A 24,734-nucleotide genomic window follows, 5' to 3' on the forward strand; every position below is an offset into this window, starting at 1 on the left:
GGAACGCCCTGGAGGAAACGCCGGCCGGGGCCCCCATGGAGCCGCCCAGCGGCTTCGTGGGGAATACTAGACGATGCGCGTCCGCACCTCGCCGACGCCCTCGACGAAGCCCTCCAGCAGGTCGCCCCGCTGCACGGCGGCTACGCCTTCCGGCGTGCCGGTCATGATGAGGTCGCCAGGGGCGAGGCGCACGAGGTGGGAGAGGTTCGAGATCACCTCCGGCACCGACCAGATCAGCTTCGACAGGTCGGAGGTCTGGGTAACCTTGCCGTTCACCTTCAGCTCGATCTTGCCGCGGGAGACATCGACGCCCTTGGCCGGCACCAGCGCGCCCATTGGGGCGGAGTTGTCGAAGCCCTTGCCCATGTCCCAGGGGCGGCCGGTCTTCTTCGCCTCGTTCTGGAGGTCGCGGCGGGTCATGTCGAGGCCCGCGCAATAGCCCCAGACATGCTTCAGCGCGTCCTCGACGCCGATATCGGCGCCGGCGGAGCCGATGGCGACCACCAGCTCCATCTCGTGGTGCAGCTGCTTCGTCATCGGCGGGTAGGGCATGTCGGCCTCGTTCACCACCAGGGCATCGGCCGGCTTGGCGAAGTAGAAGGGCGGCTCGCGGGTCGGGTCGCTGCCCATCTCGATGGCGTGCTCGGCGTAATTGCGGCCGACGCAAAAGATGCGGCGGACCGGGAACATCTGGCTGCTGCCCCGGATCGGGACGGCGGCCACCACCGGCGGCGTGATGACGTAGTCGGACATGCCCTGGAAGCCTCCTCGGATCGACAATCCTTCCCCGGCGGCATAGCAGCGCAGGCCGGGCCCAGGAAGCCGCCGCTTGCGTGACGATCCTCATGGACCCGGAAAGAAATCGCCTGTAAGTTGATAAAGGCAATAAAAATGGCGCCCGGACAGGGGGGTGTCCGGGCGCCGGTACGCTAGTTCCGATCGGAATGGTCGGGCGAGCCGGTAGGGGAAAACCGGACTTCACCGCTGGCCTTTTTAGGCAGCCAGCCTGGAGAGATTAGCGAAAGACGGAGCCATACGCAAAAGGCGTTTACGCGAGCCAGCCATGCGACTGTCCCGCGGGGCTGGTATCACGCAGGCGTGATAGCGCTCTACTCCGCAGCCTGAGGCCAACGCCGCCGGGCCGCCCAGGCTTCCGCCGCCATGCCAAACTTTTCGAGAAGACCGTAGCTGACCGCATCCGTCTCCCAATCGTATTCAGGGTGCCATTGGACGCCATAAGCGAAGCCGATGGCATCGCGGACGCGGACGGCCTCGACAGTGCCATCCGGCGCCCAGCCCTCGGCGACCAGGCGCGGGGCGAGGCGGTCGATGCCCTGGTTGTGCAGGGAGTTCACCGGAATCTCGGTGCCGCCGCACACCTCGGCGAGCAGGCTGCCCGGCGTAAGGCGGACGTTATGGGCCTTGGCCGTGCGGATGCGGCCGTATTTCTGGTCCGACGGCGTCGAATGGTCGATGCGGCCGGGCAGGTCCTGGATGCGCTGGTCGAGGCTGCCGCCGAGCGCGACGTTCAGCTCCTGGAAGCCGCGGCAGATGGCGAGCACCGGCAGGCCGGCGGCGATGGCGGCGCGGATCAGCGGCAGGGTCGTCGAGTCGCGGGCGATGTCTTCCGGCGTGCCCTCGGCATGGGGCGGACCCTCGTAGAAGTCGGGGCAAACATTGGAGCGGCTGCCCGTGAGGATCAGCCCGTCGAGCCGAGGCAGGATCTCCGGCACCAGGGCCTCGCCGGCGGCGGGGAGCAGGACAGGGATGCCACCGACGGGGCCGAGCGTCACGCGGACATAGCTGTCGGAGGCGGCGTGGTTGGGCGTGGCGAAGATGCCGAACGCCTTCACGCAACAGGAGATTCCGATGAGGGGTTTCATCACCCCTGCAAAATCGCGCGCGAATGCGTCCGGATCAAGACGACGATTGCGCGAATGGACTCAAATTCGTCATTGCGGGATGCCGAGTTCATCGCGGAAGCGCGGATCGTTGAAGTCGAAGAGGATGGCCGGGAAGCGGCCGCCGTACTCCGCCTGGGAGAGCGTCACCCGCGTCTCCTGGGCCTGGGCATCCACCACGGCCCATTGCCGCAGCTCCACCGGGTTGTCGTTGAAGACGAGCGTGATGCGGCCCTCGGCGGCGCGGCCGGTGCGGAAGACGGTGACGCGCAGCAGCCCGCCACCGCGTTCGACGCGCCCGACCGTGACATCGCCCGAGAGGCGCACCTCGTCGCGCAGCAGGATGCCGAGCGGCGTCGAGGAGAGCGGCAGCGTCGTCGCCTGCTTGAGCTGGCGATCGAAGTAGAAGAACTGACCATAGCTGGCGACCAGCAGCAGCGGCTCGGGCGGGTCGTACTCGAAGCGCATGCGACCGGGACGCTGGATCCAGGCGGTGCCCTCGGCGGCGGCGCCGTTCTGCGCGATCTGCAGGAAGCGCGCCTTCATCGTCCGCAGCGCGCCGAGCCAGGCCTCGACGCGGGCGACATCCGCGCGGTCGCGGTCGGTGAGGCCCGGGGACTGGGCCCAGGCCGGGGCGGCGGCCCAAGCGGACGACAAGGCCAGGGGCAGGGCGAGCAGGGTGCGGCGATCCATCCCCGGCATGTGGACCGGATACGCCGGCGGGAAAAGCCCCACCGGACCGTGACAGTCCGTATCGATAGCGTGATGTCCGGGTCGAGCGCCGGCAGGCCACAATGCCGGGGTTCTGGCGCTTCGGTCCCCACTATGTTCGACACCCTGCATGCCCCGGCCCGCCCATGCCTTGCCCGGCCGCGGCTTGCCATCCTGCTGACCGGTACGGCCGCTGCCATGCCGGCCTGGCTGCGGCTGCTCGACGCGCAGCGGCTGGCGGAAGGGATGCGGCCGGCGGACGGCGGCGTCGGCGTCATGCTGCTGCCGTGCGACCGGCCCCTGACGCGAGGGGAGGTGCCGGACGCGCCCGCCTTCGCGCTGCGCCAGGCGGAGGGCGGCCTGTGGCGCCAAGGGCTGGGCCATGCGGCAGCGTGGGTTGGGCCGGAGGGCGCGGTCCTGCTGGCCGACGCGGCGGCGCTGCCGCAGCCGGGCTGGCTCGCGGCCCATGCCGCCGGTCTTTCGGCCGGGGCGGAAGCGGTGGCGGGACGGCTTCGGCCCATCGGGCCTGGGCCGGCGGAGCGAAACCACGCCATGCTGCTGGCCGAGATCGCGGCACGGCTCGACCCCGGGGAGGGGCCGGGCTGGTTGGGACTCGACGCCGAGGTCACCGGCAACCTTTCGCTGCGGGCGAGGCTGCTGGACGGGGTTGAGGCGGATGGGCCGCTCGCCCTGCTGGCCGGGCTGCGGCGGCGGGATGCAAAGGTCCGGCTGATGCCCGGCGCCATGGTCGCCGGCGCGCCGCCGCCGCCGCGGCTGGAGCGGCTGGGAGCCTTCCGCCGGCGGGTGCAGGCGCGCGCCGCGCTGCGGCAGCTCTGGGAGGATGGGATCGGCACGGTGCGGCCGGAGGATGCGGCGCTGCGGCGCCTCGCCGCGCGGCTCGGCCTGCCCGCCGGGACGCTCGCGGCCTGCCTGCGGCCGCGGCATTTCGGCGCGGCCTGGGCGGCGGTGGAGGCGGCGAGCCCGCGCCTCGCCCACGCCCCGCTGCGGCCCGGGGCGCTGGCCGCCGAGCATCGCCGCGCCCGGCTGCTGCTCGGCTGGCTGCGGCTGGTCAGAAGGACAGGGGGCCGTTGTCCACCACTTCCTTCATGACGAAGAAGGTCCGCGTTTGCCGGACGCCGGGCAGGGCGATCAGCTGCTCGCCATGCAGCTTGTTGAAATCGGCCATGTCGCGCACCCGGATCTTCAGGAAGTAGTCGAAGTCGCCGGCGACCAGGTGGCAGTCGAGCACCACGGGCAGCTTGCGGATCGCGGCCTCGAAGGCGGCGAAGCTGTCGGGCGTGGAGCGGTCGAGCACCACGCCGACCATCACCAGCGCCCCGCGGCCGACGCGGGCCGGCGCGATCTCGGCGCGAACGCCGCGGATGTAGCCCTCCTCGAACAGGCGCTGGGTGCGGCGGTAGCAGGTCGCGGCGCTGACATGGACGGATTGCGCGAGGTCGGCATTGGTCATCCTTCCGTCGCGCTGGAGCTGCTGGAGGATGCGGCGGTCGATCCGGTCGAGCTCGGGGCTGCTGGAAGAAGCTTTCATCCTGTTGGCCATTGCTGTCCGATCCGTTCAACAGGAGGGCTGTGTGCGGCGGAAGCATGCCATTCGCAGGCCGAGTTAGAACACCCCGTTCATGCCGGCCCTGCTAAGCATCCCGCTCCGGCAAGGACGAGGAAAGTGCGATGCTGCGCCTGGACAAGTTCGAGAAGTACAAGCTGACCTTCGGTCCTACCCCGATCGAGTTCCTGCCGCGCATGACGCAGGCGCTGGGCGGCGGGGTCGAAATCTGGGCCAAGCGCGACGACTGCAATTCCGGCCTCGCCATGGGCGGCAACAAGCTGCGCAAGCTGGAATACATCGTCCCCGACGCCATCGCCTCCAATGCCGACACGCTGGTCTCGATCGGCGGCGTGCAGTCCAACCACACGCGCATGGTGGCGGCGACGGCGGCCAAGCTCGGCATGAAATGCGTCGTCGTGCAGGAGAGCTGGGTGCCGCACGAGGATGCGGTCTATGACCGCGTCGGCAACATCCTGCTGACCCGGCTGATGGGCGCCGACAGCCGCATCGTGGAGGACGGCTTCGACATCGGCATCCGCCGCAGCTGGGAGGAGGCGATCCAATCGGTGAAGGATGCCGGCGGCAAGCCCTACGGCATCCCGGCCGGCGCCTCGGTCCACAAGTATGGCGGGCTCGGCTATGTCGGCTTCGCCGAGGAGGTCCGGGCGCAGGAGGCGGAGCTCGGCTTCCGCTTCGACTACATCATCGTCTGCGTCGTCACCGGCTCCACCCAGGCGGGCATGATCGTCGGCTTCGCGGCGGATGGGCGGGGGGAGAGGGTCATTGGCATCGATGCCTCGGGCACGCCGGAGGCGACGCGGGCGCAGGTGCGCCAGATCGTCGACAGCACCGCGGAGCTGGTGGAGCTCGGCCGGCCGGTGCGCGAGGAGGAGATCGTCATCCTCAACGATTACGCTTATCCGGCCTATGGCGTCCCCAGCGCCGAGACCAACGAGGCGATCCGCTTCGCCGCCCGGACCGAGGCGATGATCACCGACCCGGTCTATGAGGGGAAGTCGATGCAGGGGATGATGGACCTGGTGAAGCGGGGCTTCTTCCCGGCCGGATCGAAGGTGCTCTACGCGCATCTTGGCGGCGCGCCGGCGCTCAACGGCTACAGCTACACCTACCGCAACGGCTGAGCCGCCATGGCGGCCCTGGTGCTCTGCGAGTGGGCGCCGGGCGGCCAGGCCGCCTGGCTCGACCGGGTGCGGCCCCTGCTGCTGCGGGGGCGGGCGGAGCTGCTCTTTCTCGGTGCCGAGGCGGCGGGCGGGGGCGGCGTCGCCGGGCTGCGCTTCTCCAGCCTGGAGGCGGCGGAGGGCTTCGCGGGCGCGGCGTGGTCGGCCTGTCGGGTGCTGCGCCTCGCCGCGCCCGGGCTGGGGGAGGGGCCCGCGTCCTTTCCCTGACGCGGGCCCGCCGGGTCAGCGGGTGGGCTGGCCGCCGGGGGCGCCAGTCGGCATCTGCATCTGCTGATAGCCGGAGGGCGCGGTGAAGCGGGCGGCATCCTGCGGGCCGTAGTTGACCTCGGTGGCTTCCATGGACGCCGTCTGGCCGTTGACCGTGCCGGTGCTGCGGAGCATGACGCCGTCGGTGGTCATGCAGGACTCGCCGGTGGCGCCCTGGTTCTCGTAGCGCCAGAGGGTGCAGCTCTGCCCGGCGACGGTCGCCGTGCCGCCGCGGGTGAATTTCGCCGTCTCCGGCGGCTGGGTCGGGATGCTGACGCCGCCCGGGCCGTTGTTGAGCGGCATCTGCATGATCATGCGCTGCTGCTCCATGACGACGAACATGGTCTTCGCGCGCTGGTCCATCACCGACCAGCCCATGCCGCCCGGCATGTCGACGCGGAGCTTCTGGTCGGCGACGCGCCAGGCCATGCGCATCTCCTGCCCGGCCTGGCCGCCGGCGACTCGGTAGGTGACGCTGACATCGCGGGTCGGCATCAGCGGCGGGCGCTCCTGCGCCATGGCCGGAGCCACGGCGAGAGTGGCGACCACCGCCGCAATCGGGAAGCTACGCATCAATCCTCCTCGGTACGGCGTGTCAGCACCTCCCGCTTGCCAACGTGATTGGCGGGACCGACGACGCCCTCTTTTTCCATCTGTTCGATGAGCTTGGCGGCGCGGTTGTAGCCGATGTTGAGGTGCCGCTGAATGAACGACGTGCTGGCCTTCCCCTCGCGGCTCACGAGTGCGACAGCCTGGTCGAACAGGCCCTTCTCGCTGTCGCTGCCTGCGGCGATGCCGGATAACGACAGGCCCTCGCCGCCGTCGAGCTCCTCGTCGCTCTCGGTCACTTCCTCGACATAGGCAGGCTCGCCCTGCTCGCGCAGGAATTCCACCACCTTCTCGACCTCGGTATCGGAAACGAAGGGGCCGTGGACGCGGGCGACGCGGCCGCCGCCCGCCATGTGGAGCATGTCGCCCTGGCCGAGCAGCTGCTCCGCGCCCTGCTCGCCGAGGATGGTGCGGCTGTCGATCTTGCTGGTCACTTGGAAGGAGATGCGGGTCGGGAAGTTCGCCTTGATGGTGCCGGTGATGACATCCACCGAGGGCCGCTGCGTCGCCATGATGACATGGATGCCGGCGGCGCGGGCCATCTGCGCGAGGCGCTGCACCGCAGCCTCGATCTCCTTGCCGGCGACGATCATCAGGTCGGCCATCTCGTCGATGACGACGACGATCATCGGCAGGGGCGAGAGGGCGAGCGGCTGTTCCTCGAAGACGGGCTTGCCGGTTTCCGGGTCGAAGCCGGTCTGCACCTTGCGGGTCAGCACCTCGCCGCGCCGGCGGGCCTCGACGACCTTCTCGTTGTAGCCGCCGATATTGCGGACGCCGAGCTGGGACATGGCGCGGTAGCGCTTCTCCATCTCGCGCACCGTCCACTTCAGCGCGCCGATCGCCTTGGGCGGCTCCGTCACCACCGGCGCCAGCAGGTGCGGGATGCGGTCATAGACCGACAATTCCAGCATCTTCGGGTCGATCATGATGAAGCGGCACTCCTCCGGGCTGAAGCGCCAGAGCAGCGACAGGATCATCGTGTTGATCGCGACCGACTTGCCCGAGCCGGTGGTGCCGGCGATCAGCAGGTGCGGCATGCGGGCGAGGTCGGCGATCACCGGGTTGCCGCCGATATCCTTGCCGAGGGCCAGCGGCAGGCGGCCAGGGTGGCGCACCCATTCCTCGGCGGCCATCGACTCGCTGAAATAGACCGTCTCGCGCTTGGCGTTCGGCAGCTCGATGCCGATGACGTTGCGGCCGGGGACGGTGGCGATGCGCACGGCCGTGACATGCATGTTGCGGGCGATGTCGTCGGCGAGGCCGATGACGCGGGCGGACTTGGTGCCTGGCGCTGGCTCCAGCTCGTAGAGGGTCACGACCGGGCCGGGATTGATGGCGGCGATGCGTCCGCGCACGCCGTAATCCTCCAGCACCTGCTCCAGCAGCCGGGCATTGGCCTGCAGGGCTTCCTCCGAGGGGCGGCCGGTGCGCTTGGCGGGCGGCTCCTGCAGCAGGGAGAGCGGCGGCAGCTGCCAGGGGCTGTCCTGCAGGTCGAGCTGGGGCTGGCGCACCGTCTCGCTGCGCTTCTGCGGCATGGGCGGGGCGGCAACCTTGGGCGGCTTGCTGACGACGGGAGGCGGGCCGGCCATGGGCTCGGCGCGGTCCTCGGCCAGGCGCGGCTCGCGGCGGGGCGCGCGAGGGACGCGCGGCGCCTCGGCCGCGGCATCGGCGGCTCGGAGCACGCTCGCCAAATCATCCGGCGGCGGGCCGGCCGGGCGGCGTCGGCGAAAGCGAAAGAGGCTGGCGATGCCGCCGCCGATGCGGCCGAGCAAGCCCCACGCCTGCCGCGCCCCGGCGCCGCCTGCGCGCGAGAGGCCGGCCGCGCCGAATCGGGCAACGCCACCCGCGCCCGTCCGCGCGGCCCGCCCGAGGCCGACCCATTCGCTCGGCGAAAGGCCAAGGGCGGCGGCGGAGAGGGCGAGCGCCAGGGCGACAAGCGCGACATCGCCGATCACCGTGCCGAAGGGCCCGAACAGGGCTGCTGCCTGGTGGGCAACGGCGCCATGGACCACGAGGCCGGCTGCGCCGCCGGCCCCGGCCTCGACCGGGATGCCGGCGGGGAGGGGCGCCAGGGTCAGCAGCGCCGCGAGCAGCGGCATGGCGGCGAGCAGGGCCGCAAGCCGCGCCGGGAAAAGGCCGAGGCCGCGATGGCTGCCGAGCCGCCAGGCCCAGCCGAGCAGGGCGAGGCCCGGCAGCGCCCCGGCCCAGCCGAAGCCCTGCATCAGCAGGTCCGACAGCGTGGCGCCCGCCGGGCCGGCGAGGTTGGTCGGAGCCCGCGCGGTGGCGGTCGAGAGCGAGGGGTCGGCCGGGTCGTAGCTGGCCAGCGCCACCAACAGGCCGAGCCCCGTCAGGGCGGCGACTAGGGCCAGCAGCTCGAAGAGGCGTCGGCGCATCGCCGCCTTCACCGCCGGCGAGGCGAAGCGGCGGAGGCGGGCGGAAGGGGCGGGGCGGTCGGCGGCGGAGATGCGGGGCGCGGGCATAGGTCGCGGGGTCCGGTTTTCAGAACAGGCCCCAAGGATAGCGCGCAAATCCTTGCCCGGCCACGGAATCCATGAAAAGGGGCGCCGACCTTGCGGCCGGCGCCCTTGTCAGCTCCGCGAGAGGGCTCGGATCAGAAGACCTTGCTCAAGGTGAAGAGCACGCGGCCGTCGCAGGCGCGCTGGCCGCCGCTCGCCCGGTCGGCGACGGGGATGCAGTCGCGCTTGCTGATATCCGTGCCGTACCAGGCGACCGAGGCGGTCACGCCGGCATAGATCTCGCGCGACACGCCAATCGAGTACCAGAGGTAGTCCGGCGTGCCGAAGAGCGGGTTGCGCTGGATCCACTGGTGGCCGAGGCGGCCCGAAGCGGTGAAGCCGTAAGGCAGCGTCACGTCCGCGCCGCCCTCGACGTAGAAGCCGTCGCCCGAGCGGCCGAAGAAGTTCGGCGAGTAGTTGAAGGCGCCCATCAGCTTGACGATGTCGATGGTGTAGGAGGCCTTGAGGGCGACCTCGTGGTACTCGTTCAGCTGCGTGCCCGGCGCCTTGTCCTGGCCCGGATAGAGATAGGCGATGTAGCCGACATCGAGTGCGACGCCTCCCAGCTCGAAGCGGTAGCCGGCCAGCAGGTCGAGTTCCTGCCGCGTGTCGTTCCAGGGGCTGGCGACGAATTTCGCGTTGGTGAGGAAGGCGCCGATATAGAAGCCGCTGTCGTGCTGGACATCGACCGTGCCCTGGAAGGCCCAGTTGTTGCGCGTCTGGCTGATGCCGCGGAACAGGTAGTCGTTCGCGATCACCGGCGTCAGCGTGACGGTGAGGCCGAGGGACGGGATGGCGGTCTGCGCCGCGGCGGGCATGGCCGGCAGCAGCAGGGCGGCGGCGGCGACCCAGGCGTGGCGGAGCGCGGCGAGGAGGCCGGACTTGGTTCTCATGCTTCGGTAACCCCCAGGTTTTGATGTCGTAACGTGAGCGGGCAAAAAAAGGGCCGGAGGGGGCGACCAAGCCCCCGCCGGCCGCTGTCTCAGGCGATGCGCTCGCCGTGCTGGGTGACGTCGAGGCCCTCGCGCTCCTCCTCCTCCGCGACGCGGAGGCCGACGATCACGTCGGTGACCTTCAGCAGGATGAAGCTGGCGATCGCGGTGTAGGCGATGACCGCGCCGGTCGCCTCGGCCTGGATGATGAACTGCTCGAAGGAGCCGCCGAAGCCGGCCGGCACCGCCGTGGTCGCCGAGAGGGCGCCATAGGCGAAGACGCCGGTCAGCAGGCTGCCGATGATGCCGCAGACGCCATGCACGCCGAAGGCATCGAGGCTGTCGTCATAGCCGCAGAGATGCTTGAGGCCGGTCGCACCCCAGAAGCCGCCGAGGCCGGCGACCACGCCGATGATCAGCGCCGGCACCGGCAGCACGAAGCCGCTGGCCGGCGTGATGGCGACGAGGCCCGCGACTGCGCCGGAGATGGCGCCGAGAACGCTCGGCTTGCCCTTGGTCGCCCATTCGGCGAAGACCCAGGCGAGCGCCGCGACGCCGGCCGCGATCTGCGTCACCAGCATCGCCATGCCCGCGCGCGCGCCTGCACCAGCGGCCGAGCCCGCGTTGAAGCCGAACCAGCCCACCCAGAGCATGCCGGCGCCGATGACGGCGAGCGCCAGGTTGTAGGGCGCCATGTTGTCATGCCCGAGGCCGAGGCGCTTGCCGAGCACGAGGGCGGCGACCAGGCCGGCCACGCCCGCATTGATGTGGACCACCGTGCCGCCGGCGAAGTCGAGCGCGCCGAGGGCGAAGATCCAGCCATTCGGATGCCAGACCCAGTGGGCGACCGGCGCATAGACCAGCAGCGACCAGAGGATGGTGAACAGCACCATGGCGCTGAACTTCATCCGGTCGGCGAAGGCGCCGGTGATGAGCGCGGGCGTGATGATGGCGAAGGTCATCTGGAACATCAGGAAGACCGTCTCGGGGATGGTGAAGGCCACCGCGCCGTCGCCGCTGCCGAGGGTGAAGGGCTTGTCCCAGTTCTCGGCGAGGCCGGAGAGGAACAGCTTGGAAAGGTCGCCGATCCAGGGGCCACCCTCGCCGAAGGCCAGGCTGTAGCCGGCGACCATCCAGACCACCGTCGTCAGCGCGGCGATGGTGAAGCTCTGCATCATGGTGGCAAGCACGTTCTTCTTGCGGACCATGCCGGCATAGAAGAGGGCGAGGCCGGGGATGGTCATCATCAGCACGAGGGCGGTGCTGGTGAGCATCCAGGCGGTGTCGCCGGTGTCGATCTTCGGGCCGTCCTGCGCCAGGGCCGGCGTCGCGGCGAGCAGCGCGGCAGCCAGCGGCGCCAGCGCGCGTGCGGGCATCCTCATCATGTGTTCCCCTGTATCCCTATTGAGCTTCACGCAGCGTCAGAGCGCCGAGGTGTCGGTCTCGCCGGTGCGGATGCGCAGCGCCCGCTCTACGTCGAGCACGAAGATCTTGCCGTCGCCGATCTTGTCGGTGCGGGCGGCCTTGGCGACGGCTTCCATCACCGCCTCCACCAGCTCGTCCGGCACGACGACCTCGATCTTGATCTTCGGCAGGAAACTGACCTGGTACTCGGCACCGCGGTAGATTTCCGTCTGCCCCTTCTGGCGGCCGAAGCCCTTCACTTCGGTCACCGTCAGCCCCTGCACTCCGAGCGGGGTGAGCGCTTCGCGCACCTCGTCCAGCTTGAAGGGCTTGATGAACGCCATCACCAGCTTCATCTGCCCAGTATCCTCCTGATGGTCCCGGCTGGGCTTCGATTACAAAATCCGTGCCATGGGCCGGGGCCAGGACCGGCCGGGGAAAGCGTCGCGATTGTTTGCAAGCCTGCCTATTTTTTGGGCGGAGCGGGCAGGGCTTGGGCAGGTGGACCCCAGGTCGCAGCCATGGGATGAGCCAGTCATGACATCGAACACCGAGTTGGCCGTCTGCGTGATCGGCGCCGGGCCGGTCGGCGCCACCCTCGCCGCGACGCTGGCCGCCGCCGGCTTGCCCGTAGCCGTGGTGGACAGCGCGCCGCTGCCGCCCATGGCGCTGCCGGATTTCGACGGGCGGGCCTATGCCATCGCCCTTACCTCGAAGCGGCTGCTGGCGGCCTCGGGGGTATGGGAGCGGCTGCCGGCCGAGCCCTGCGGCATCCGCCGCATCCGCGTCGCCGACGGGCGTCCGGGCGAGCCGGCCTCGCCGCTCTCGCTGATGTTCGAGGCGGCCGAGGTCTCGGAGGAGCCCTTCGGCTACATGGTCGAGGCGCGAAGCCTGCGGATGGCGCTGAACGCGGCGATGCCGGAGATGCCCAGTCTCCGTGTCTTCGCCCCGGCGACGGCCGAGGTGGAGCGGCGGGCCGATGGTGCGACAGTGCGCCTCTCGACCGGGGAGGTGCTGCAGGCGCGGCTGGTGGTCGCCGCCGAGGGGCGCAACAGTCCGCTCCGCCGCCAGGCCGGCATCCGCGCGACGACACTCGACTACCACCAGATCGGCATGGTCGGCGCCTTCGCCCATGAGCTGCCGCATGAGGGTGTGGCGCTCGAGCAATTCCTGCCGAACGGGCCCTTCGCGCAGCTGCCGCTGGCGGGGCCGGACCGCTTCGGCACGGCCGCCTACCCCCATGCCTCCGCCTTTGTCTGGGCCGACCGGACGCCGATTGCCCGGCGGATGCTGGCGCTCGACGACGCGGGTTTCGGGCGGGAGCTGGGGCGCCGGCTCGGGCCGCATCTGGGTGCGGTGAAGCCGATCGGGCGGCGCTGGTCCTACCCGCTCTCGGCCCTCTTGGTGGATCGCTGGACGGATACGCGCCTCGCCCTCATCGGCGATGCGGCGCATGGGGTGCATCCGATCGCGGGGCAGGGGCTCAACCTCGGCTTCCGCGACGTGGCGGCACTGGCCGAGGAGGTGATCGCCGCCTGGAATGCCGGGGCCGATCCCGGCGCAGCGCAGGTTCTGGCGCGTTATCAGGCGCGGCGGCGGCCTGACACGCTGCTGATGCTCACGGGCATGCACGCGCTGGAGCGGCTCTTCGGCAACGACTTCGCGCCGGTCCGGATCGCGCGGCGCCTTGGCATCGCGGCGGTCGATCGGATGCCGGGGCTGAAGCGGGCCTTCGCCCGGCAGGCGATGGGGCTCGGCCCGGGGGTGACGGGGCTTCTGGCGGGACAGGGCTTGATGAAGGCGGGGTAGGCTAGCCTTTCCGCCGCGGCGGCGGGTCGCGGCTCAGCCCCTTCTCCGCCAGCGCCGCCTCATAGGCGGCCCAGCGCTCCGCCTGCTCCACCCCCAGCCGGTGCAGGTAGTCCCAGCTGTAGATCCCGCTGTCATGCAGGTCGTCGAAGGCGATGCGGATGGCGTAGTGGCCGACCGGCTCCAGCCGCAGCATGCCGACCTCGCGCCGCCCGGCGACCAGCACCTTCTGCCCCGGCCCATGCCCCTGCACCTCGGCCGAGGGGCTCTCGACGCGCAGGTACTCGGCTGGCAGGCGGAAGCGGCTGCCATCGTCGAAGGCAACCTCCAGCAGGCGCTCGGCCCGGATCAGGCGGATCTCGGTCGGGGTCGGCATGGGCCGCTCAATCGTCGAGGCGGCGGGCCTCGTCCGGCAGCATGATCGGGATGCCGTCGCGGATCGGATAGGCGAGCCGGGCCTGGTCGCTGATCAGTTCGCCGGCGGCGCGGTCGTAGCGCAGCGGGCCCTTGGTCAGCGGACAGACCAGGATCTCCAGCAGGGCGGGGTCCACCTCGGGGGGCGGGGCGTCGGTGGTGGCGTGGCTCATGGCGTGGTCCTCTAGCTCAGCCGCCCGCGGGGCGGCGCGTCGCCGGATGGGGTGCCATGGGCGCCCATCTGGAGCAAGGCGATCAGCATGGCGGCGCGCTCGGCCGGCGTCGCCGCCTCCAGCAGGGCCTGCTTTTCCGGCACCTCGAAGGGGCAGATCATGGCGAGCGTCGTCACCAGCTCGCCATCGGCGGTCTGCTCCACCGCCTCCCAATTCGCGTCGATCCCGCGCACCTTGAAAAAGGGGCGCAGCGCCGCGAGCAGCGCCGCACGGTCGAGCGCGGTCGGCGCGGCGGGGGCGAGGTCGGCGTGGAAGGCGGCGTAATCGGCCCGCACCCGGCGGTAGCCGCGGCGCAACGCCAGCTCCTCGGCGATGCGGAAGCGGGTCACGCCGGTCAGGGTGATGAGGAAGCGCCCGTCTTCCGTCTCGGCGAAGGAGGTCAGCCGCCCGAGGCAGCCGATGCGGTAGAGCCCGGGGCCTGTCTCGCCCCGCGGCGCGGCCGGGTCCGGCTGGACCATGCCGAACATCCGGCCGGCAGCCAGGCTGTCCTCCGTCATCGCCAGGTAGCGCGGCTCGAAGATGTTCAGCGGCAGCCGCCCCTCGGGCAGCAGCAAGGCCCCGGACAGCGGGAAGACCGCGATCTCGGCCGGCAGCGCAAGTGGCTCGGCGCGGGGGGCTGCCACCGTGGCGGCGCTAGCGGAACAGCAGCGAGGACAGCTTGCGCCGCCCTGCCACCGTCGCCGGGTCGGAGAAGCCCCAGGCCTCGAAGAATTTCAGCAGCTGCTTGCGTGCCGCCTCCTCGTTCCAGGCGGGATCGCGGCGGAAGGCCTCGAGCAGCGCCTCGGCGGCGCCGGCCCGGTCCCCGGCGGCGTTGAGGGCGACGGCGAGCTCGATCCGCGCCTCATGGTCGTTCGGGTCGGCGGCGAGGCGCGCCTCGAACTCGGAGGTCTTCTCGCGGGCGAGGCGGCCCTCGGCGGCCAGTTCCAGCGTGCTGCGGACCGAGGCGATGGCAGCGTGGTCGGCGATCTTGGGCGGGAGGTTGTCGAGGACCTGGAGCGCCTGCTCTTCCTGGCCGAGTTCCATCAGGCTGCGGGCGACGCCGGCGAAGGCCTCCGGGTTCTCCGGCTCCTCCTGCACCAGGGCGCCGTAGATCTGGAGGGCGGTCTGGTGATCACCCTCCTCGGCGGCGGCCTTGGCCTCGGCGAGCAGGTCGGCGGAGGGCATCTGCCCGCCGGCGAGCTTCAGCAGCCCCTCGACGAAGCGCTTGATCTCGCCCTCGGGCAGCGCGCCCTGGAACAGGTCGGCGATCTGGCCCTGCCAGAAGGCGGCGACGGTCGGCACGCTTTGCAGCGGCAGGCCGAGCTGCGTCAGCTGCTGGACGAGCGCCCGGTTCTTGTCGATGTCGATCTTGACCAGCTTCACCCGTCCGCCGGCGGCGCGCACCACCTTCTCGATCGCCGGCGTCAGCGTCTTGCACGGGCCGCACCAGGTCGCCCAGAAATCGACGAGGACGGGGACTTGGCGGCTGGCCTCGACCACATCCTGCATGAAGGTCTTCTGGTCGCCCTCCACGATCAGGTCGGCGCCGCCGGCCGGGGCCCCGGCGGGGGGGGCCTGGCGGTTCGGGTCGAAGATGACGTCCATGTCAGGGTTCCTCATATGCGGTCATAGATGCGCCGGTATGGCGTAAGGGCAATGGGCAGGGCGCAGATGGTGGGCGTCCGGGGGCCGTTTCAATATTTCATCCGGCGGACGGCAGCTCCACCAGCTCCGGCCGGTGGCCGAGATGCTCAAGGAAGCGCAGCAGGTCGGCCGGACGGATGGCGGTGGTCATGCCGTTCACCAGCGGGTGGAAGTGGACGACCTCGTGATCCCGCAGCAACCCTGCGTCGAGCAGGACCCGCACGGTGCCGGGCGGCGCGTTCACCATGCCGAAGGGGGTGACGGAGCCGGGCTCGACGCCGAGCAGGCGGCGGAGATCCTCGGCGGGCGCCATTTCCACCCGGCCGGCGCCGACGGCGCGGGCGAGGGCATTGACCGAGACCTTGCGATCCTCCTCCAGCACCGCCAGCAGATGCGGGCCGGGGCCGAACTTCGCGGGGCGTAGGAACAGGTTCTTGCTGTGGCCGCCTGCCTCGCCCTGCGGCAGGCTGCGGCGCAGGGCCTGGCTTTCCGCCACGGTGAAAACCGGGGCATGCGCGGTGGTGGTGGTCTCGATGCCGAGCGCGGCAAGGCGCGCCAGCAGGGATTCGGGAGTCTCGGGCATTCGGGGAACTGTTGTTTTGGGCAGGAGAAGGCTGTGCCGAAAGCCGCGTTGCGCGGCAACCCCCCAAACCTCCTTTGGCCGCGCGGTGCGCCGCCGCATCGACCTCCTGCCTGGCTGAACCGTTGCGCCGCTGCGGCGCTTGGATGGCACGCCCCCATCCCGTTCAGGAAACCCGCCTCCCATGCCTTTGCGCCGGTCCCATGCCGCTGTCCTGCTGGGGCTCGCCCTGCCGCTCGGCGCCTGCGCAGCCCTCGACCGGATCGGCGGCGAACGCATGCAGCAGGTGCCGACGGCGCAGCTCTGCACCTGGCGCGACAACCCGGTCAGCGGCGGCCAGATGCGGCGGGAGCTGGCGCGGCGCGGCGAGGAGTGCGACGAGCGACGGCCCATCCTGGCCGAGGCGCTGGCCGCGGTCCGGCAGCCGGAGCCGGAGGCGCCGCAGGCGGCCACGGAGCCGCTCGTGGCGGACCCCGTTCCCGAGGCTGCCCCCGCGCCGGAGCCAGTGGCGCCGCTGGTCACGCCGGCCTGCGCGGCCCGCGACCTGCGGCGCGGCGGCGAGGGCGAGCCGAAGCAGCGGGCGGTGCGCTTCACCAACCGCTGCGACTTCCCGGTGAAGGTGCTTTTCGCCACCGACCGGTCGAAGTTGCTCTCGCAGGAAACCGGGCTTCTGCGGCCCGGCGAGGATACCGGCTTCGCCCGCATCGAGGACGGCCTCGACCTGCCGGGCTATGTCGTGTGCAGCTATGCCAGGGCGCCGGCTTCCTCACCCTGCCGGGTCGGGCCCGAGCGCCGCTGATCAGATAGGCCGATCAGATATAGGGCAGCGCCAGGCGCATCGCCGCGTCGCGCAGCCGCACGGGCAGGGACCGCTGGGCCAGTTCCGCGGCCAGCAGCCGCCGGCCGCGCCGGTGCCGGACCACATCGGCCAGGGCGGCGGCCATGGCGGTGTCGTAGATCTCGACATCCAGCTCGAAATTCAGGCGGAAGCTGCGCGTGTCCCAGTTGGAGCTGCCGATCAAGCTCCAGCCCTCGTCGACCACCATCAGCTTCGAATGGTCGAAGGGCGGCGGGTTGTACCAGATGTGGCAACCGGCCCTGAGGATCGGTTCGATATGCGCCCGCATGCCCCAGTCGACGAAGGGGTGATCGCTCCGCTGCGGCACGACGATGTCGACCGCGACGCCGCGCAGGGCGGCCAGGCCGAGAGCGGTGATCACCCGGCTGTCGGGCAGGAAGTAGGGCGTCAGCACCAGAATCGAGTGCTGCGCGCAGGCGATGGCCTGGAGGGTGAGCGTCTCGATCTTCTCGAGGTCCTGGTCCGGGCCGGAGGTGACGATTCGGGCTGTCACCTCGCCCGCAGGCGGCGGCGCGGCGGCGGGCGGCGGCAACGGGTCGCCGTCGCCAGCCGCCCAGTGCCAGTCGCGGGCGAAGGCCTCGACGAGCTGCGCCGTCACCGGCCCCTCGATGGCGAAATGGATGTCGCGCACCGGGTGGGCGGGATGGCTGGCGAGCAGGTTCTCGCGGCCGATGTTCAGCCCGCCCGTGAAGGCGAAGCGCCCGTCGAGGATGAGGACCTTTTTGTGCGATCGCAGGTTGAGGAAGGGCATGCGCCAGGGCAGGGAGGTGTGCATGAAGCGCGCCGCGGGCACGCCATGCCGCCGCAGCCGGCGCCAGGCGGGCGAAAGGAAATAGCCGCCGCCGATGCCATCCACCAGCACGCGGACCGCGACGCCGCGCCCATGCGCGCGGATCAGCGCGTCGAGGATCGGTCGGCCGGCCGCGTCGTCGCGCAGGATGTAGCTGGAGAGCAGGACGGAGTGCCCGGCCGCCTCGATGGCCTCCAGCATGCGCGGATAGGCGGCATCGCCATTCTGCAAGGGCGTGATCCGGTTGCCCGGCAGGGCGGCGTGCCCGGAGAGGCGGCGCGCAGTGCGGTCGAGGGCGATGAAACCCGGCGGCAGCCGGCACGGGAAGGGCTCGTCCGCATCGGCGAGGTGCCGGCCGGGGGGGCGCCGCAGCGCCCGGGCGCGGTTGGCGACGCGGTTGATGCCGAGGAGCCAGTAGAGCCCGGCGCCGAGGAAGGGCGAAAGCCAGGTCAGGCCGATCCAGCCGATCGAGGTGCCGACGTCGCGCTTGCGGAGCAGGACGTGCATGGTCACCAGCGCCGCGAGCATAACGTGAAGCACCATCAGGCCGGTGGTCGCCATCATCCCTCCATGGCCCTATGACCGGCCCGGTGTCGCGGGGACCCGGCCGGGGCGACACTCATAAACCAGTCAGGACCTGCTGCCATATCCGGCCGGTTTCAGGGATCAGGATCGCATGCTCATCAGGACTTTCGCTGCCTTGGCCGCCATGGCGCTGCTCGCTGGCTGCTCCTCCGATTCGGACCAGAACGCCGCGGCGACCGGGCAGGGCGGAGGCTCTAGCCTCGGCGCGGCCAATCAGGGCGGGCTCGGCGGGCCAGGGGGCGGGCGCGGCGGCGCGAATGCGCGGCCCGGCAGCCAGGAGGATCTGGCCGCGAATGTCGGCGACCGCGTCTACTTCGTGACCGACAGCTCGACCGTGGGCGCCGACCAGCGCCCGGTGCTGGAGCGCCAGGCGGCCTGGCTGCAGCAGTACCGCCAGGTGACCGTCATGGTTGAAGGCCATGCGGATGAGCGCGGCACCCGCGAGTACAACCTCGCCCTCGGCCAGCGGCGGGCGAATGCGGCGCGTGACGTGCTGGTCTCGCAGGGCGTCGCCGGGACGCGGATCACGACGATCAGCTTCGGCAAGGACCGGCCGGCAGCCCTCGGCTCCGACCAGCAGGCCTGGGCGCAGAACCGCCGCGCCGTGACCACGGTGCGTTGAGGGGCTTCCTCGCCGAACGGGTGGCTTGACCGGGGGGAGGGACAGAACCGAGTTTGTCCCTCCCCAGGACAGGACCCCTCATGCCCCAGCGCATCCTCGTGCTGCTTGCCCATCCCGTGCGCCGGCGGTCCCGCGCCAATGCCGCGCTCACCGCCGCCGCCCGGCAGGTGGAGGGCGTCCGGCTGCATGATCTCTACGAGGCCTATCCCGACTTCCTGATCGACGTGGAGGCGGAGCAGGCGCTGCTGCTCGAGCACGACGTCATCGTCTTCCAGCATCCGGTCTACTGGTACTCCTCGCCCGCCATCCTGAAGGAATGGCAGGACCTGGTGCTGGAACACGGCTTCGCCTTCGGGCGTGAGGGCACGGCGCTGGCCGGCAAGGCGATGCTCTCGGCCGTCACCGCGGGCGGTGCCGAGACGGCCTATGGGCCGGAGGGGATGAACCGTCATTCCCTCGAGGAATTCCTCCGCCCCTTTGAGGCGACGGCGCGGCTCTGCCGGATGCGCTGGCTGCCGCCCTTCATCCTGCATGGCACGTATCTGCTGGAACAACCGGCGCTGGAGCGGCACGCGGCGGAGTATGCCGCGCTGCTACGGAACCTGCGCGACGCGGTGGAGGCCTGAACGATGGGCGAGAGTTTCCTGGGGCAGGCCTTCGTCTACCTGCTCGCCGCGGTGGCCACGGTGCCGATCGCCAAGCGGCTCGGCCTCGGCTCGGTGCTCGGCTACCTGCTGGCGGGGGTGGCGATCGGGCCCTTCGGCCTGCACCTCGCGGGCGATGCGGGCGAGGTGATGCATTTCGCCGAATTCGGCGTGGTAATGATGCTCTTCCTCGTCGGGCTGGAACTGCGCCCGGCGCGGCTGTGGGCGATGCGCGGGCCGGTGCTCGGGGCGGGCGGGCTGCAGGTCGGGCTGACCGCGCTGGCGGTAGGCGCCATCGGCCTCGCCTTCGGCTACGACTGGCGGATGGCGCTGGCGGCGGGCCTCATCCTGGCCATGTCCTCGACCGCCATCGCCCTGCAGATCCTCGCTGAGCGCGGCTTGCTGAAGACCGGCGGCGGCGAGACGACCTTCGCCGTGCTGCTCTTCCAGGATGTCTCGGTCATCCCGATCCTCACCGTGCTGCCGCTGCTCGCCTTCACGGCGGCGACCGGCGGGGCGGCGCATCACGATGATGGCTGGATTGCGACGCTGCCGCCCTGGAGCCAGGCGTTGGCCGTGCTCGGTGCCGTCGCCGCGGTGGTGCTGGGCGGGCGGCTGCTGACGCGGCCGGTCTTCCGCCTCATCGCCGAGACGCGGCTGCGCGAGATCTTCACCGCCTCGGCGCTGCTGCTCGTCGTCGGCATCGCGCTGCTGATGGAATCCGTCGGCCTCTCGCCCGCGCTCGGCGCCTTCCTCGGCGGCGTGGTGCTGGCCGACAGCGAGTTCCGGCACGAGCTGGAGGGCGATATCGAGCCCTTCAAAGGACTGCTGCTCGGCCTCTTCTTCCTGTCGGTCGGAGCGGGGATCGACTTCGCTCAGGTCGCGGCGGCGCCGCTGACGGTCGCCGGGCTGGTCGTGCTGCTGGTGCTGGTGAAGGCGGCGGTGCTGGCCGGGCTGGGGCTGGCCTCGCGGCGGCCGCGGACGGAGGTGCTGCTGACCGCGCTGGTGCTCTCCCAGGGCGGCGAGTTCGCCTTCGTGCTGCTCGCCTTCGCCACGCAGAACGGCGTGCTTCCGGCGGCGGAGGCGAGCCTGCTGGTTTCGGTCGTCGCGCTCTCCATGACGGTGACGCCGCTGCTGATGATGGCCTATGGCCGCCTCGCCGACCGGCTGGCCGATACCGACCTTGCGCCGGAGCCGGATGCGATCGAGCCGCAGGGCAGCGTCGTCATCGCCGGCTTCGGGCGCTTCGGGCAAATCGTCGGGCGGTTGCTGATGGCGCAGGGCCATCCCGTCACCGTGCTCGACCACGACATGGAGACGATCGAGGCGCTGCGGCGCTTTGGCTTCCGCGTCTTCTACGGCGATGCCTCGCGGCTCGACCTGTTGCAGGCGGCGGGCGCGGCGGAGGCGGCGCTGGTGGTGGTGGCGACCGATGCGCCGGAGACGACGCTCTCCATCATCGGCACGGTGCGGCGGCACTTTCCCCAGGCGCAGATCCTTGCCCGCGCCGCCGACCGCAGCCATGCCTATGCGGTGATCGAGGCCGGCGCCCATGCAATGGTGCGCGAAACCTTCAGCTCCGCGCTCGAGCTGGGCATCGAGGCGCTGCGCCGGCTCGGCCTGCCGGCCTATGAGGCGGAGCGGGCCGGACGGCTGTTCCGCCGGCACGACCTGCGCACGCTGCACCGGCTGGGGGCGCTGCGCGACGACGACGGGCGCTACCGCGTGGCGGTGCGCGAAGCCTCCGAGCAACTGGTCGGCGTGCTGGAGCGCGACCAAGCCCGCGGCCGCCTCGCCACCGACGATGGCTGGGACACCGCGAGCGTGGTCGAGGAGGTGCGGCGGCAGGCGGCACCGAGCGGGGCGGAAAGCTGACCGGGCCGATCCGCTGCGCGCCGGCCTGCAGGGCTCGACCGGCGAGGGATGGTTGGGGCGCCAGGATTCGAACCTGGGAATGGCGGTACCAAAAACCGCTGCCTTACCGCTTGGCTACGCCCCAGCGGCGGCGCACTGGATAGGGCCGGGGCTTCGTCGCGTAAAGCCCCAAGCGTGCCTTATGCGGCGCGATGCAACGGCCCCGCCGCGCGCCACCAGCCGCCCGGCAGGGTGGGCGCCGCCGCCTCCGCCGCGGCCGGCGTGGCGAAAAGGCCGAAGCAGGTCGCGCCGCTGCCGCTCATCCGTGCCAGCAAGCAGCCGGGCAGGGCGCGGAGCGCGGCCAGGACCTCCGCGATGGGCGGGCAGAGACGAATCGCCGGCGCCTCCAGGTCGTTGCGCAGCGCCGCCAGGTCGCGCGCCATGGCCGCCGCATCGTCCCAGGCGGCAGGCAGGGTGGCGGGCGGGGTGAAGCCGCCTTCCCGCGCCCGGAACACCGCCGGCGTTGCCAGGGCGAGGCCGGGATTGACCAGCAGCAGCCCGCAGGGCGGCAGGGCAGGGGCCGGGGAGAGCAGCTCCCCCACGCCCTGCATCCGCATCGGGCGGGAGGCGAGGCAGACCGGCACATCCGCCCCGAGCCGCGCGCCGATCTCCGCCAGCCGCGCTTCGCCGAGGCCGAGACCCCAGAGCCGGTCGAGCAGCCGCAGCGCCGCCGCCGCATCGGCCGAGCCGCCACCGATGCCGGAGGCGATGGGCAGCCGCTTCGTGAGCCGCAGCGCCGCGCCGGGGGAGAGGCCGGCGGTCTCCGCCAGCGCCCGGGCCGCGCGCAGCACGAGGTTGTCCGCCTCCGCTGCCAGCCCCGCGCCGAAGGGGCCATCGAGGGCGAGCGACAGCCCCTCGGCCGGCGCGGCCGCCACCTCATCCGCCGCCGGGCCGAAGACGGCGAGGCTGTCGAGCAGGTGGTAGCCATCCGCCCGCCGGCCGGTGACGTGCAGGTGGAGGTTGACCTTCGCGGGCGCGGATTCGGCGGGCATCAACGCTGCGCGGTGGAGGCGGGGTAGCCGGGCAGGCCCTCGCGCAGCTTCTGCTGGATCTTCGGCACCTCGGCCGTCTCGGGGTCGAGGGCGAGCGCCCGGCGCCACTGGAACTGCGCCTCCCGCTGCCGGCCCGAGGCCCAGTAGGCATCGCCCAGATGGTCGTTGATGACGCTGCTGCGCGGCTCCAGCTCGACCGACTTCTCCAGCCAAGTCACCGCCTCCGGCAGGTTGCCGAGACGGAACAGCACCCAGCCGAGGCTGTCGGCGATGTTGCCGTCCTGCGGGCGCAGCTCCGTCGCCTGCAGCAGCATGGCCTTGGCGCGGTCGAGATTCTTCCCCTGCTCGGCCCAGCTGTAGCCGAGATAATTCAGCACATAGGGCTGATTGGGCGAGAGCTCGAGCGCGCGGAGCAGATCGGCCTCGGCCGCCGCCGCCTGGCCGGAACGCTCGCGGGCGATGCCGCGGGCGTAGAAGAGCGGCCAGTCCGCCGCATCGACCGGCCCGCTGCGGCGCAACGCCTGGTCATAGGCCTCGGCTGCCTCGGCGAAGCGCTCGTGCCGCCGCAGCAGGTCACCAAGCCGGGCCGGGGGCTGCGGCAGGGCCGGATTGGCCCCGGCGAGGCCGCGGAGCAGCGCCACCGCCTCCTCCGTCCGGGTCATCTTGTCGAGCAGGGAGGCGCGGCGAAGCGCGATCACCGGCGCCAGCGGATCGTCGCCGGCGACCTGGCCAAGCGCCGCGAGCGCTGCCTCCGGGTGGTTCTGGTCGGCCAGCGTGTCGGAAACCAGCACCAGCGCCGGGGCGAAGCCGGGCCGCAGCCGGAGGGCGAGCTGCGCCAGGATCAGCGCGAAGTCGTTGGAGCCCTGGCCGCGCAGGGCGCTGGCAAGTGCGGTATAGGCCTCGGCAATGCCATCCGCCGGCGAGGCGACGCCGCGGGCGGCCAGCGCCAGCCGCCGGTTGGCCGGGGCAGCGGCGAGGGCCGCATCCTCGCCGCTCGCCATCACCTCGTCCATCAGCCGGTTCGCCTCGTCGGCGCGGCCGGCGCGGCTCAGCACCCCGGCGGCGAGCACGGCGAGGCGCCAGGGCGGCTGCGGCTGGTCGGCGACGGCGAGGCGGGCCAGCCGTTCCGCCTCGCGCGGCTTGCCGGCGAGATCGGCGATGAGGGCGGCGTGCAGCGCGTTCAGCGCGCGCAGCCGGTTGGACTCGACCAGCGGGCGGAGGGTCGCCTGCGCCTGCTCCACCTGGCCACGGCCGAACTGCACCCAGGCCAGCATCACCGGCTGGAGCACCTGTACGGGCCCGCTGCGGTTGAGGGTGCGCAGGCGCTGCTCCGCCCGGTCCCAGCGGCCGCCCTGCACATCGCCGCCGGCAAGCAGCAGGTTGGCGGCCGGATTGTCCGGCAGGCGGCGGGCGAGGCGGTTGGCGTCCGAGCGGCCGTCGAGCAGGGCGGCGAGGAAGGCGCGGTTCAGCACCTCCGGTTGGTCCGGGTCGGCCTTCAGCGCCTCGAGCAGGCGGTCGGCGGCGGTCTTGGTATCGGTCTCGGCGGCGGCGAAGCGGCCGGTGAGGTAGGCGCCGAAATCGGGCTGGCCGGACGGGCCGGAGCCGCTGCGCGGGCCGCTGGCGGCACAGGCGGAGAGAAGCGCGGCGGCCAGGAGGGCGAGCCGGGACGGGGGACCGGGGAACTGCATCGGCGCCGAGGCTAGAACAGATTGCCGCGCGGCGGTATCGCCCCGTGGCACGGGCGCCGCAGCCGGCGCTTGTTGCGAAATTGCACCAGAACCTGTCCGTCGTACTGCGGATGGGCTCGGCGACCGCCTGCCGTCGCCGGGGGTGCATACCGGTCAGCCCGCCCTCCGGCGAGGCCGCACGCCCGATATCCGCGTGGTCCATGCCGGTGGCCGGGCACTGGAGCGGCGCGGCGTCGAGACTGCCCAGTGCGCGGGCTGAACGTCAGGTGAGCCGCCCGTAGTCGCCGAACTGCGCGAAGACCTCGCCCAACTCGGCCTCGGTCAGCAGCGCGGGCGGCAGGCCGGCGGCGCGGAGGGCGAGGTATTGCCGCGCCAGGTTCTCCACCTCCATCGCCAGCGTCCGTGCGCCGGCGAGCGTCCGCCCGAGCGCGACGGCGCCGTGATTGGCCAGCAGCGCGGCCCGCCTGCCCTCCAGCGCCGCGACGCAGGCCTCGGCCAGTGCCGCCGTGCCGAAGGTGGCATAGGCCGAGCAGCGGATATCGGCGCCGCCGCCGAGGGCGATCATGTAGTGGAAGGGCGGGATGGGTTGCCGCGCGCAGGAGAGGGCGGTGGCGAAGGGGCTGTGGGTATGCACCACCGCCCCCGCCTCCGGCCGCGCCGCATAGATCGCCGCATGCAGCCGCCATTCGGAGGAGGGACGGCGATGGCCGGCGAGGATGCGGCCGTCGAGGGCGACTTCGACCAGGTCCACCGGTGCCGTCTCCGCATAGGGCAGGCCCGCCGGGGTGATGAGGCAGCCGCGCGCCGTGCGGACCGAGAGGTTGCCCGACTTGCTCGGCATGAAGCCGAGCGCGTCCAGCGCCCGCGCCGCGGCGATGATCTCCCCTGCTGCCATG

Annotated in this window: 26 protein-coding genes and 1 tRNA gene; 8 read left to right on the forward strand and 19 right to left on the reverse strand. The window is 71.6% G+C overall.

The features are described 5' to 3' along the window. Positions 1 to 66: 66 nt before the first annotated feature. The 3 genes from LH62_RS10485 to LH62_RS10495 form a co-directional block, all read right to left on the reverse strand. Complete coding sequence (locus LH62_RS10485; protein WP_043361116.1) at positions 67 to 753, reverse strand: fumarylacetoacetate hydrolase family protein; 687 nt, start codon at positions 751 to 753, stop codon at positions 67 to 69. A 356-nt stretch (positions 754 to 1,109) separates the two neighbouring features. Further along, on the reverse strand, positions 1,110 to 1,883 hold the full coding sequence (locus tag LH62_RS10490) for a gamma-glutamyl-gamma-aminobutyrate hydrolase family protein (RefSeq protein ID WP_043361118.1): 774 nt from the start codon (positions 1,881 to 1,883) through the stop codon (positions 1,110 to 1,112). A 69-nt stretch (positions 1,884 to 1,952) separates the two neighbouring features. Next, positions 1,953 to 2,603, reverse strand: coding sequence for an outer membrane lipoprotein carrier protein LolA (locus LH62_RS10495; RefSeq protein WP_236552526.1), 651 nt, complete (start codon positions 2,601 to 2,603; stop codon positions 1,953 to 1,955). Positions 2,604 to 2,726: 123 nt separating this feature from the next. Here LH62_RS10495 and LH62_RS10500 point away from each other — a divergent pair, with 123 nt between their 5' ends. Then, on the forward strand, positions 2,727 to 3,722 hold the full coding sequence (locus LH62_RS10500) for a hypothetical protein (protein ID WP_043361121.1): 996 nt from the start codon (positions 2,727 to 2,729) through the stop codon (positions 3,720 to 3,722). On the opposite strand, the gene LH62_RS10505 is transcribed toward LH62_RS10500, so the two are convergent. Beyond that, positions 3,682 to 4,161: an Lrp/AsnC family transcriptional regulator gene (locus LH62_RS10505; protein WP_043365529.1), complete on the reverse strand. Its 480-nt coding sequence runs from the start codon at positions 4,159 to 4,161 to the stop codon at positions 3,682 to 3,684. The two genes, LH62_RS10500 and LH62_RS10505, sit on opposite strands and share 41 nt — an antisense overlap. 140 nt (positions 4,162 to 4,301) lie before the next feature. Between LH62_RS10505 and LH62_RS10510 the strand changes: the two genes are divergently transcribed. Both LH62_RS10510 and LH62_RS10515 read left to right on the forward strand, forming a co-directional pair. Beyond that, positions 4,302 to 5,321: a 1-aminocyclopropane-1-carboxylate deaminase gene (locus LH62_RS10510; protein ID WP_043361124.1), complete on the forward strand. Its 1,020-nt coding sequence runs from the start codon at positions 4,302 to 4,304 to the stop codon at positions 5,319 to 5,321. A gap of 6 nt (positions 5,322 to 5,327) precedes the next feature. Continuing rightward, positions 5,328 to 5,585: a hypothetical protein gene (locus tag LH62_RS10515; RefSeq protein ID WP_043361126.1), complete on the forward strand. Its 258-nt coding sequence runs from the start codon at positions 5,328 to 5,330 to the stop codon at positions 5,583 to 5,585. A 15-nt stretch (positions 5,586 to 5,600) separates the two neighbouring features. Here LH62_RS10515 and LH62_RS10520 read toward each other — a convergent pair whose 3' ends face one another. The 5 genes from LH62_RS10520 to LH62_RS10540 form a co-directional block, all read right to left on the reverse strand. Continuing rightward, the gene (locus tag LH62_RS10520) at positions 5,601 to 6,197 is read right to left on the reverse strand and encodes a DUF4412 domain-containing protein (RefSeq protein ID WP_043361127.1); all 597 of its coding nucleotides are present in this window, start codon (positions 6,195 to 6,197) and stop codon (positions 5,601 to 5,603) included. After that, entirely contained in the window at positions 6,197 to 8,716 is a 2,520-nt protein-coding gene (locus LH62_RS10525) for a DNA translocase FtsK (RefSeq protein WP_043361130.1), read from the reverse strand. The genes LH62_RS10520 and LH62_RS10525 overlap by 1 nt, the downstream gene beginning before the upstream one ends. Before the next feature lie 131 nt (positions 8,717 to 8,847). Continuing rightward, positions 8,848 to 9,645 carry a TorF family putative porin gene (locus LH62_RS10530; protein WP_043361133.1) on the reverse strand — a complete coding sequence of 266 codons (798 nt, stop codon included), beginning with the start codon at positions 9,643 to 9,645 and terminating at the stop codon, positions 8,848 to 8,850. 89 nt (positions 9,646 to 9,734) lie between these two features. Next, on the reverse strand, positions 9,735 to 11,060 hold the full coding sequence (locus LH62_RS10535; RefSeq protein ID WP_043365530.1) for an ammonium transporter: 1,326 nt from the start codon (positions 11,058 to 11,060) through the stop codon (positions 9,735 to 9,737). Between the two features lie 45 nt (positions 11,061 to 11,105). Next, on the reverse strand, positions 11,106 to 11,444 hold the full coding sequence (locus LH62_RS10540; RefSeq protein WP_043338236.1) for a P-II family nitrogen regulator: 339 nt from the start codon (positions 11,442 to 11,444) through the stop codon (positions 11,106 to 11,108). A 181-nt stretch (positions 11,445 to 11,625) separates the two neighbouring features. Between LH62_RS10540 and LH62_RS10545 the strand changes: the two genes are divergently transcribed. After that, positions 11,626 to 12,897, forward strand: a complete 1,272-nt coding sequence (locus tag LH62_RS10545; protein ID WP_043361136.1) for a UbiH/UbiF/VisC/COQ6 family ubiquinone biosynthesis hydroxylase — start codon at positions 11,626 to 11,628, stop codon at positions 12,895 to 12,897. Position 12,898: 1 nt separating this feature from the next. Here the strand turns inward: LH62_RS10545 and LH62_RS10550 are convergent, their stop codons facing one another. From LH62_RS10550 to LH62_RS10570, 5 genes are all read right to left on the reverse strand, one after another. Then, complete coding sequence (locus tag LH62_RS10550) at positions 12,899 to 13,270, reverse strand: gamma-butyrobetaine hydroxylase-like domain-containing protein (protein ID WP_043361137.1); 372 nt, start codon at positions 13,268 to 13,270, stop codon at positions 12,899 to 12,901. 7 nt (positions 13,271 to 13,277) lie between these two features. Next, a complete protein-coding gene (locus tag LH62_RS10555) occupies positions 13,278 to 13,481 on the reverse strand; it encodes a Trm112 family protein (protein WP_043338233.1) in 204 nt (67 codons plus the stop codon). A gap of 11 nt (positions 13,482 to 13,492) precedes the next feature. Beyond that, positions 13,493 to 14,164: an LON peptidase substrate-binding domain-containing protein gene (locus LH62_RS10560; RefSeq protein WP_052214116.1), complete on the reverse strand. Its 672-nt coding sequence runs from the start codon at positions 14,162 to 14,164 to the stop codon at positions 13,493 to 13,495. A 10-nt stretch (positions 14,165 to 14,174) separates the two neighbouring features. After that, on the reverse strand, positions 14,175 to 15,125 hold the full coding sequence (locus tag LH62_RS10565; RefSeq protein ID WP_043361139.1) for a tetratricopeptide repeat protein: 951 nt from the start codon (positions 15,123 to 15,125) through the stop codon (positions 14,175 to 14,177). A 97-nt stretch (positions 15,126 to 15,222) separates the two neighbouring features. After that, entirely contained in the window at positions 15,223 to 15,747 is a 525-nt protein-coding gene (locus LH62_RS10570) for a prolyl-tRNA synthetase associated domain-containing protein (protein WP_043361142.1), read from the reverse strand. Positions 15,748 to 15,928: 181 nt separating this feature from the next. Here LH62_RS10570 and LH62_RS10575 point away from each other — a divergent pair, with 181 nt between their 5' ends. Beyond that, positions 15,929 to 16,543, forward strand: a complete 615-nt coding sequence (locus LH62_RS10575; RefSeq protein WP_043361145.1) for a hypothetical protein — start codon at positions 15,929 to 15,931, stop codon at positions 16,541 to 16,543. Positions 16,544 to 16,556: 13 nt separating this feature from the next. On the opposite strand, the gene LH62_RS10580 is transcribed toward LH62_RS10575, so the two are convergent. Continuing rightward, positions 16,557 to 17,957 (reverse strand): phospholipase D-like domain-containing protein, encoded by a 1,401-nt coding sequence (locus LH62_RS10580; RefSeq protein WP_043361147.1) that lies wholly within the window; start codon positions 17,955 to 17,957, stop codon positions 16,557 to 16,559. A gap of 112 nt (positions 17,958 to 18,069) precedes the next feature. On the opposite strand from LH62_RS10580, the gene pal reads away from it, so the two are divergent. The 3 genes from pal (at position 18,070) to LH62_RS10595 (ending at position 21,119) form a co-directional block, all read left to right on the forward strand. After that, positions 18,070 to 18,600, forward strand: coding sequence for a peptidoglycan-associated lipoprotein Pal (gene pal, locus LH62_RS10585; RefSeq protein WP_043361148.1), 531 nt, complete (start codon positions 18,070 to 18,072; stop codon positions 18,598 to 18,600). A gap of 80 nt (positions 18,601 to 18,680) precedes the next feature. Continuing rightward, a complete protein-coding gene (locus LH62_RS10590; RefSeq protein WP_043361150.1) occupies positions 18,681 to 19,226 on the forward strand; it encodes an NAD(P)H-dependent oxidoreductase in 546 nt (181 codons plus the stop codon). A 3-nt stretch (positions 19,227 to 19,229) separates the two neighbouring features. Continuing rightward, a complete protein-coding gene (locus tag LH62_RS10595; RefSeq protein ID WP_043361152.1) occupies positions 19,230 to 21,119 on the forward strand; it encodes a monovalent cation:proton antiporter-2 (CPA2) family protein in 1,890 nt (629 codons plus the stop codon). A 49-nt stretch (positions 21,120 to 21,168) separates the two neighbouring features. Here the strand turns inward: LH62_RS10595 and LH62_RS10600 are convergent. From LH62_RS10600 to LH62_RS10615, 4 genes are all read right to left on the reverse strand, one after another. After that, positions 21,169 to 21,243, reverse strand: a tRNA-Gln gene (locus LH62_RS10600). A gap of 55 nt (positions 21,244 to 21,298) precedes the next feature. After that, the gene (locus tag LH62_RS10605) at positions 21,299 to 22,150 is read right to left on the reverse strand and encodes a 4-(cytidine 5'-diphospho)-2-C-methyl-D-erythritol kinase (RefSeq protein WP_043361155.1); all 852 of its coding nucleotides are present in this window, start codon (positions 22,148 to 22,150) and stop codon (positions 21,299 to 21,301) included. After that, positions 22,150 to 23,838: a tetratricopeptide repeat protein gene (locus tag LH62_RS10610; RefSeq protein ID WP_043361157.1), complete on the reverse strand. Its 1,689-nt coding sequence runs from the start codon at positions 23,836 to 23,838 to the stop codon at positions 22,150 to 22,152. The genes LH62_RS10605 and LH62_RS10610 overlap by 1 nt, the downstream gene beginning before the upstream one ends. Positions 23,839 to 24,100: 262 nt before the next feature. Further along, entirely contained in the window at positions 24,101 to 24,733 is a 633-nt protein-coding gene (locus LH62_RS10615; protein ID WP_043361158.1) for a class II aldolase/adducin family protein, read from the reverse strand. Position 24,734 lies beyond the last annotated feature (1 nt).

This window comes from Belnapia sp. F-4-1 (assembly GCF_000802185.1).
Lineage (GTDB): Bacteria > Pseudomonadota > Alphaproteobacteria > Acetobacterales > Acetobacteraceae > Belnapia.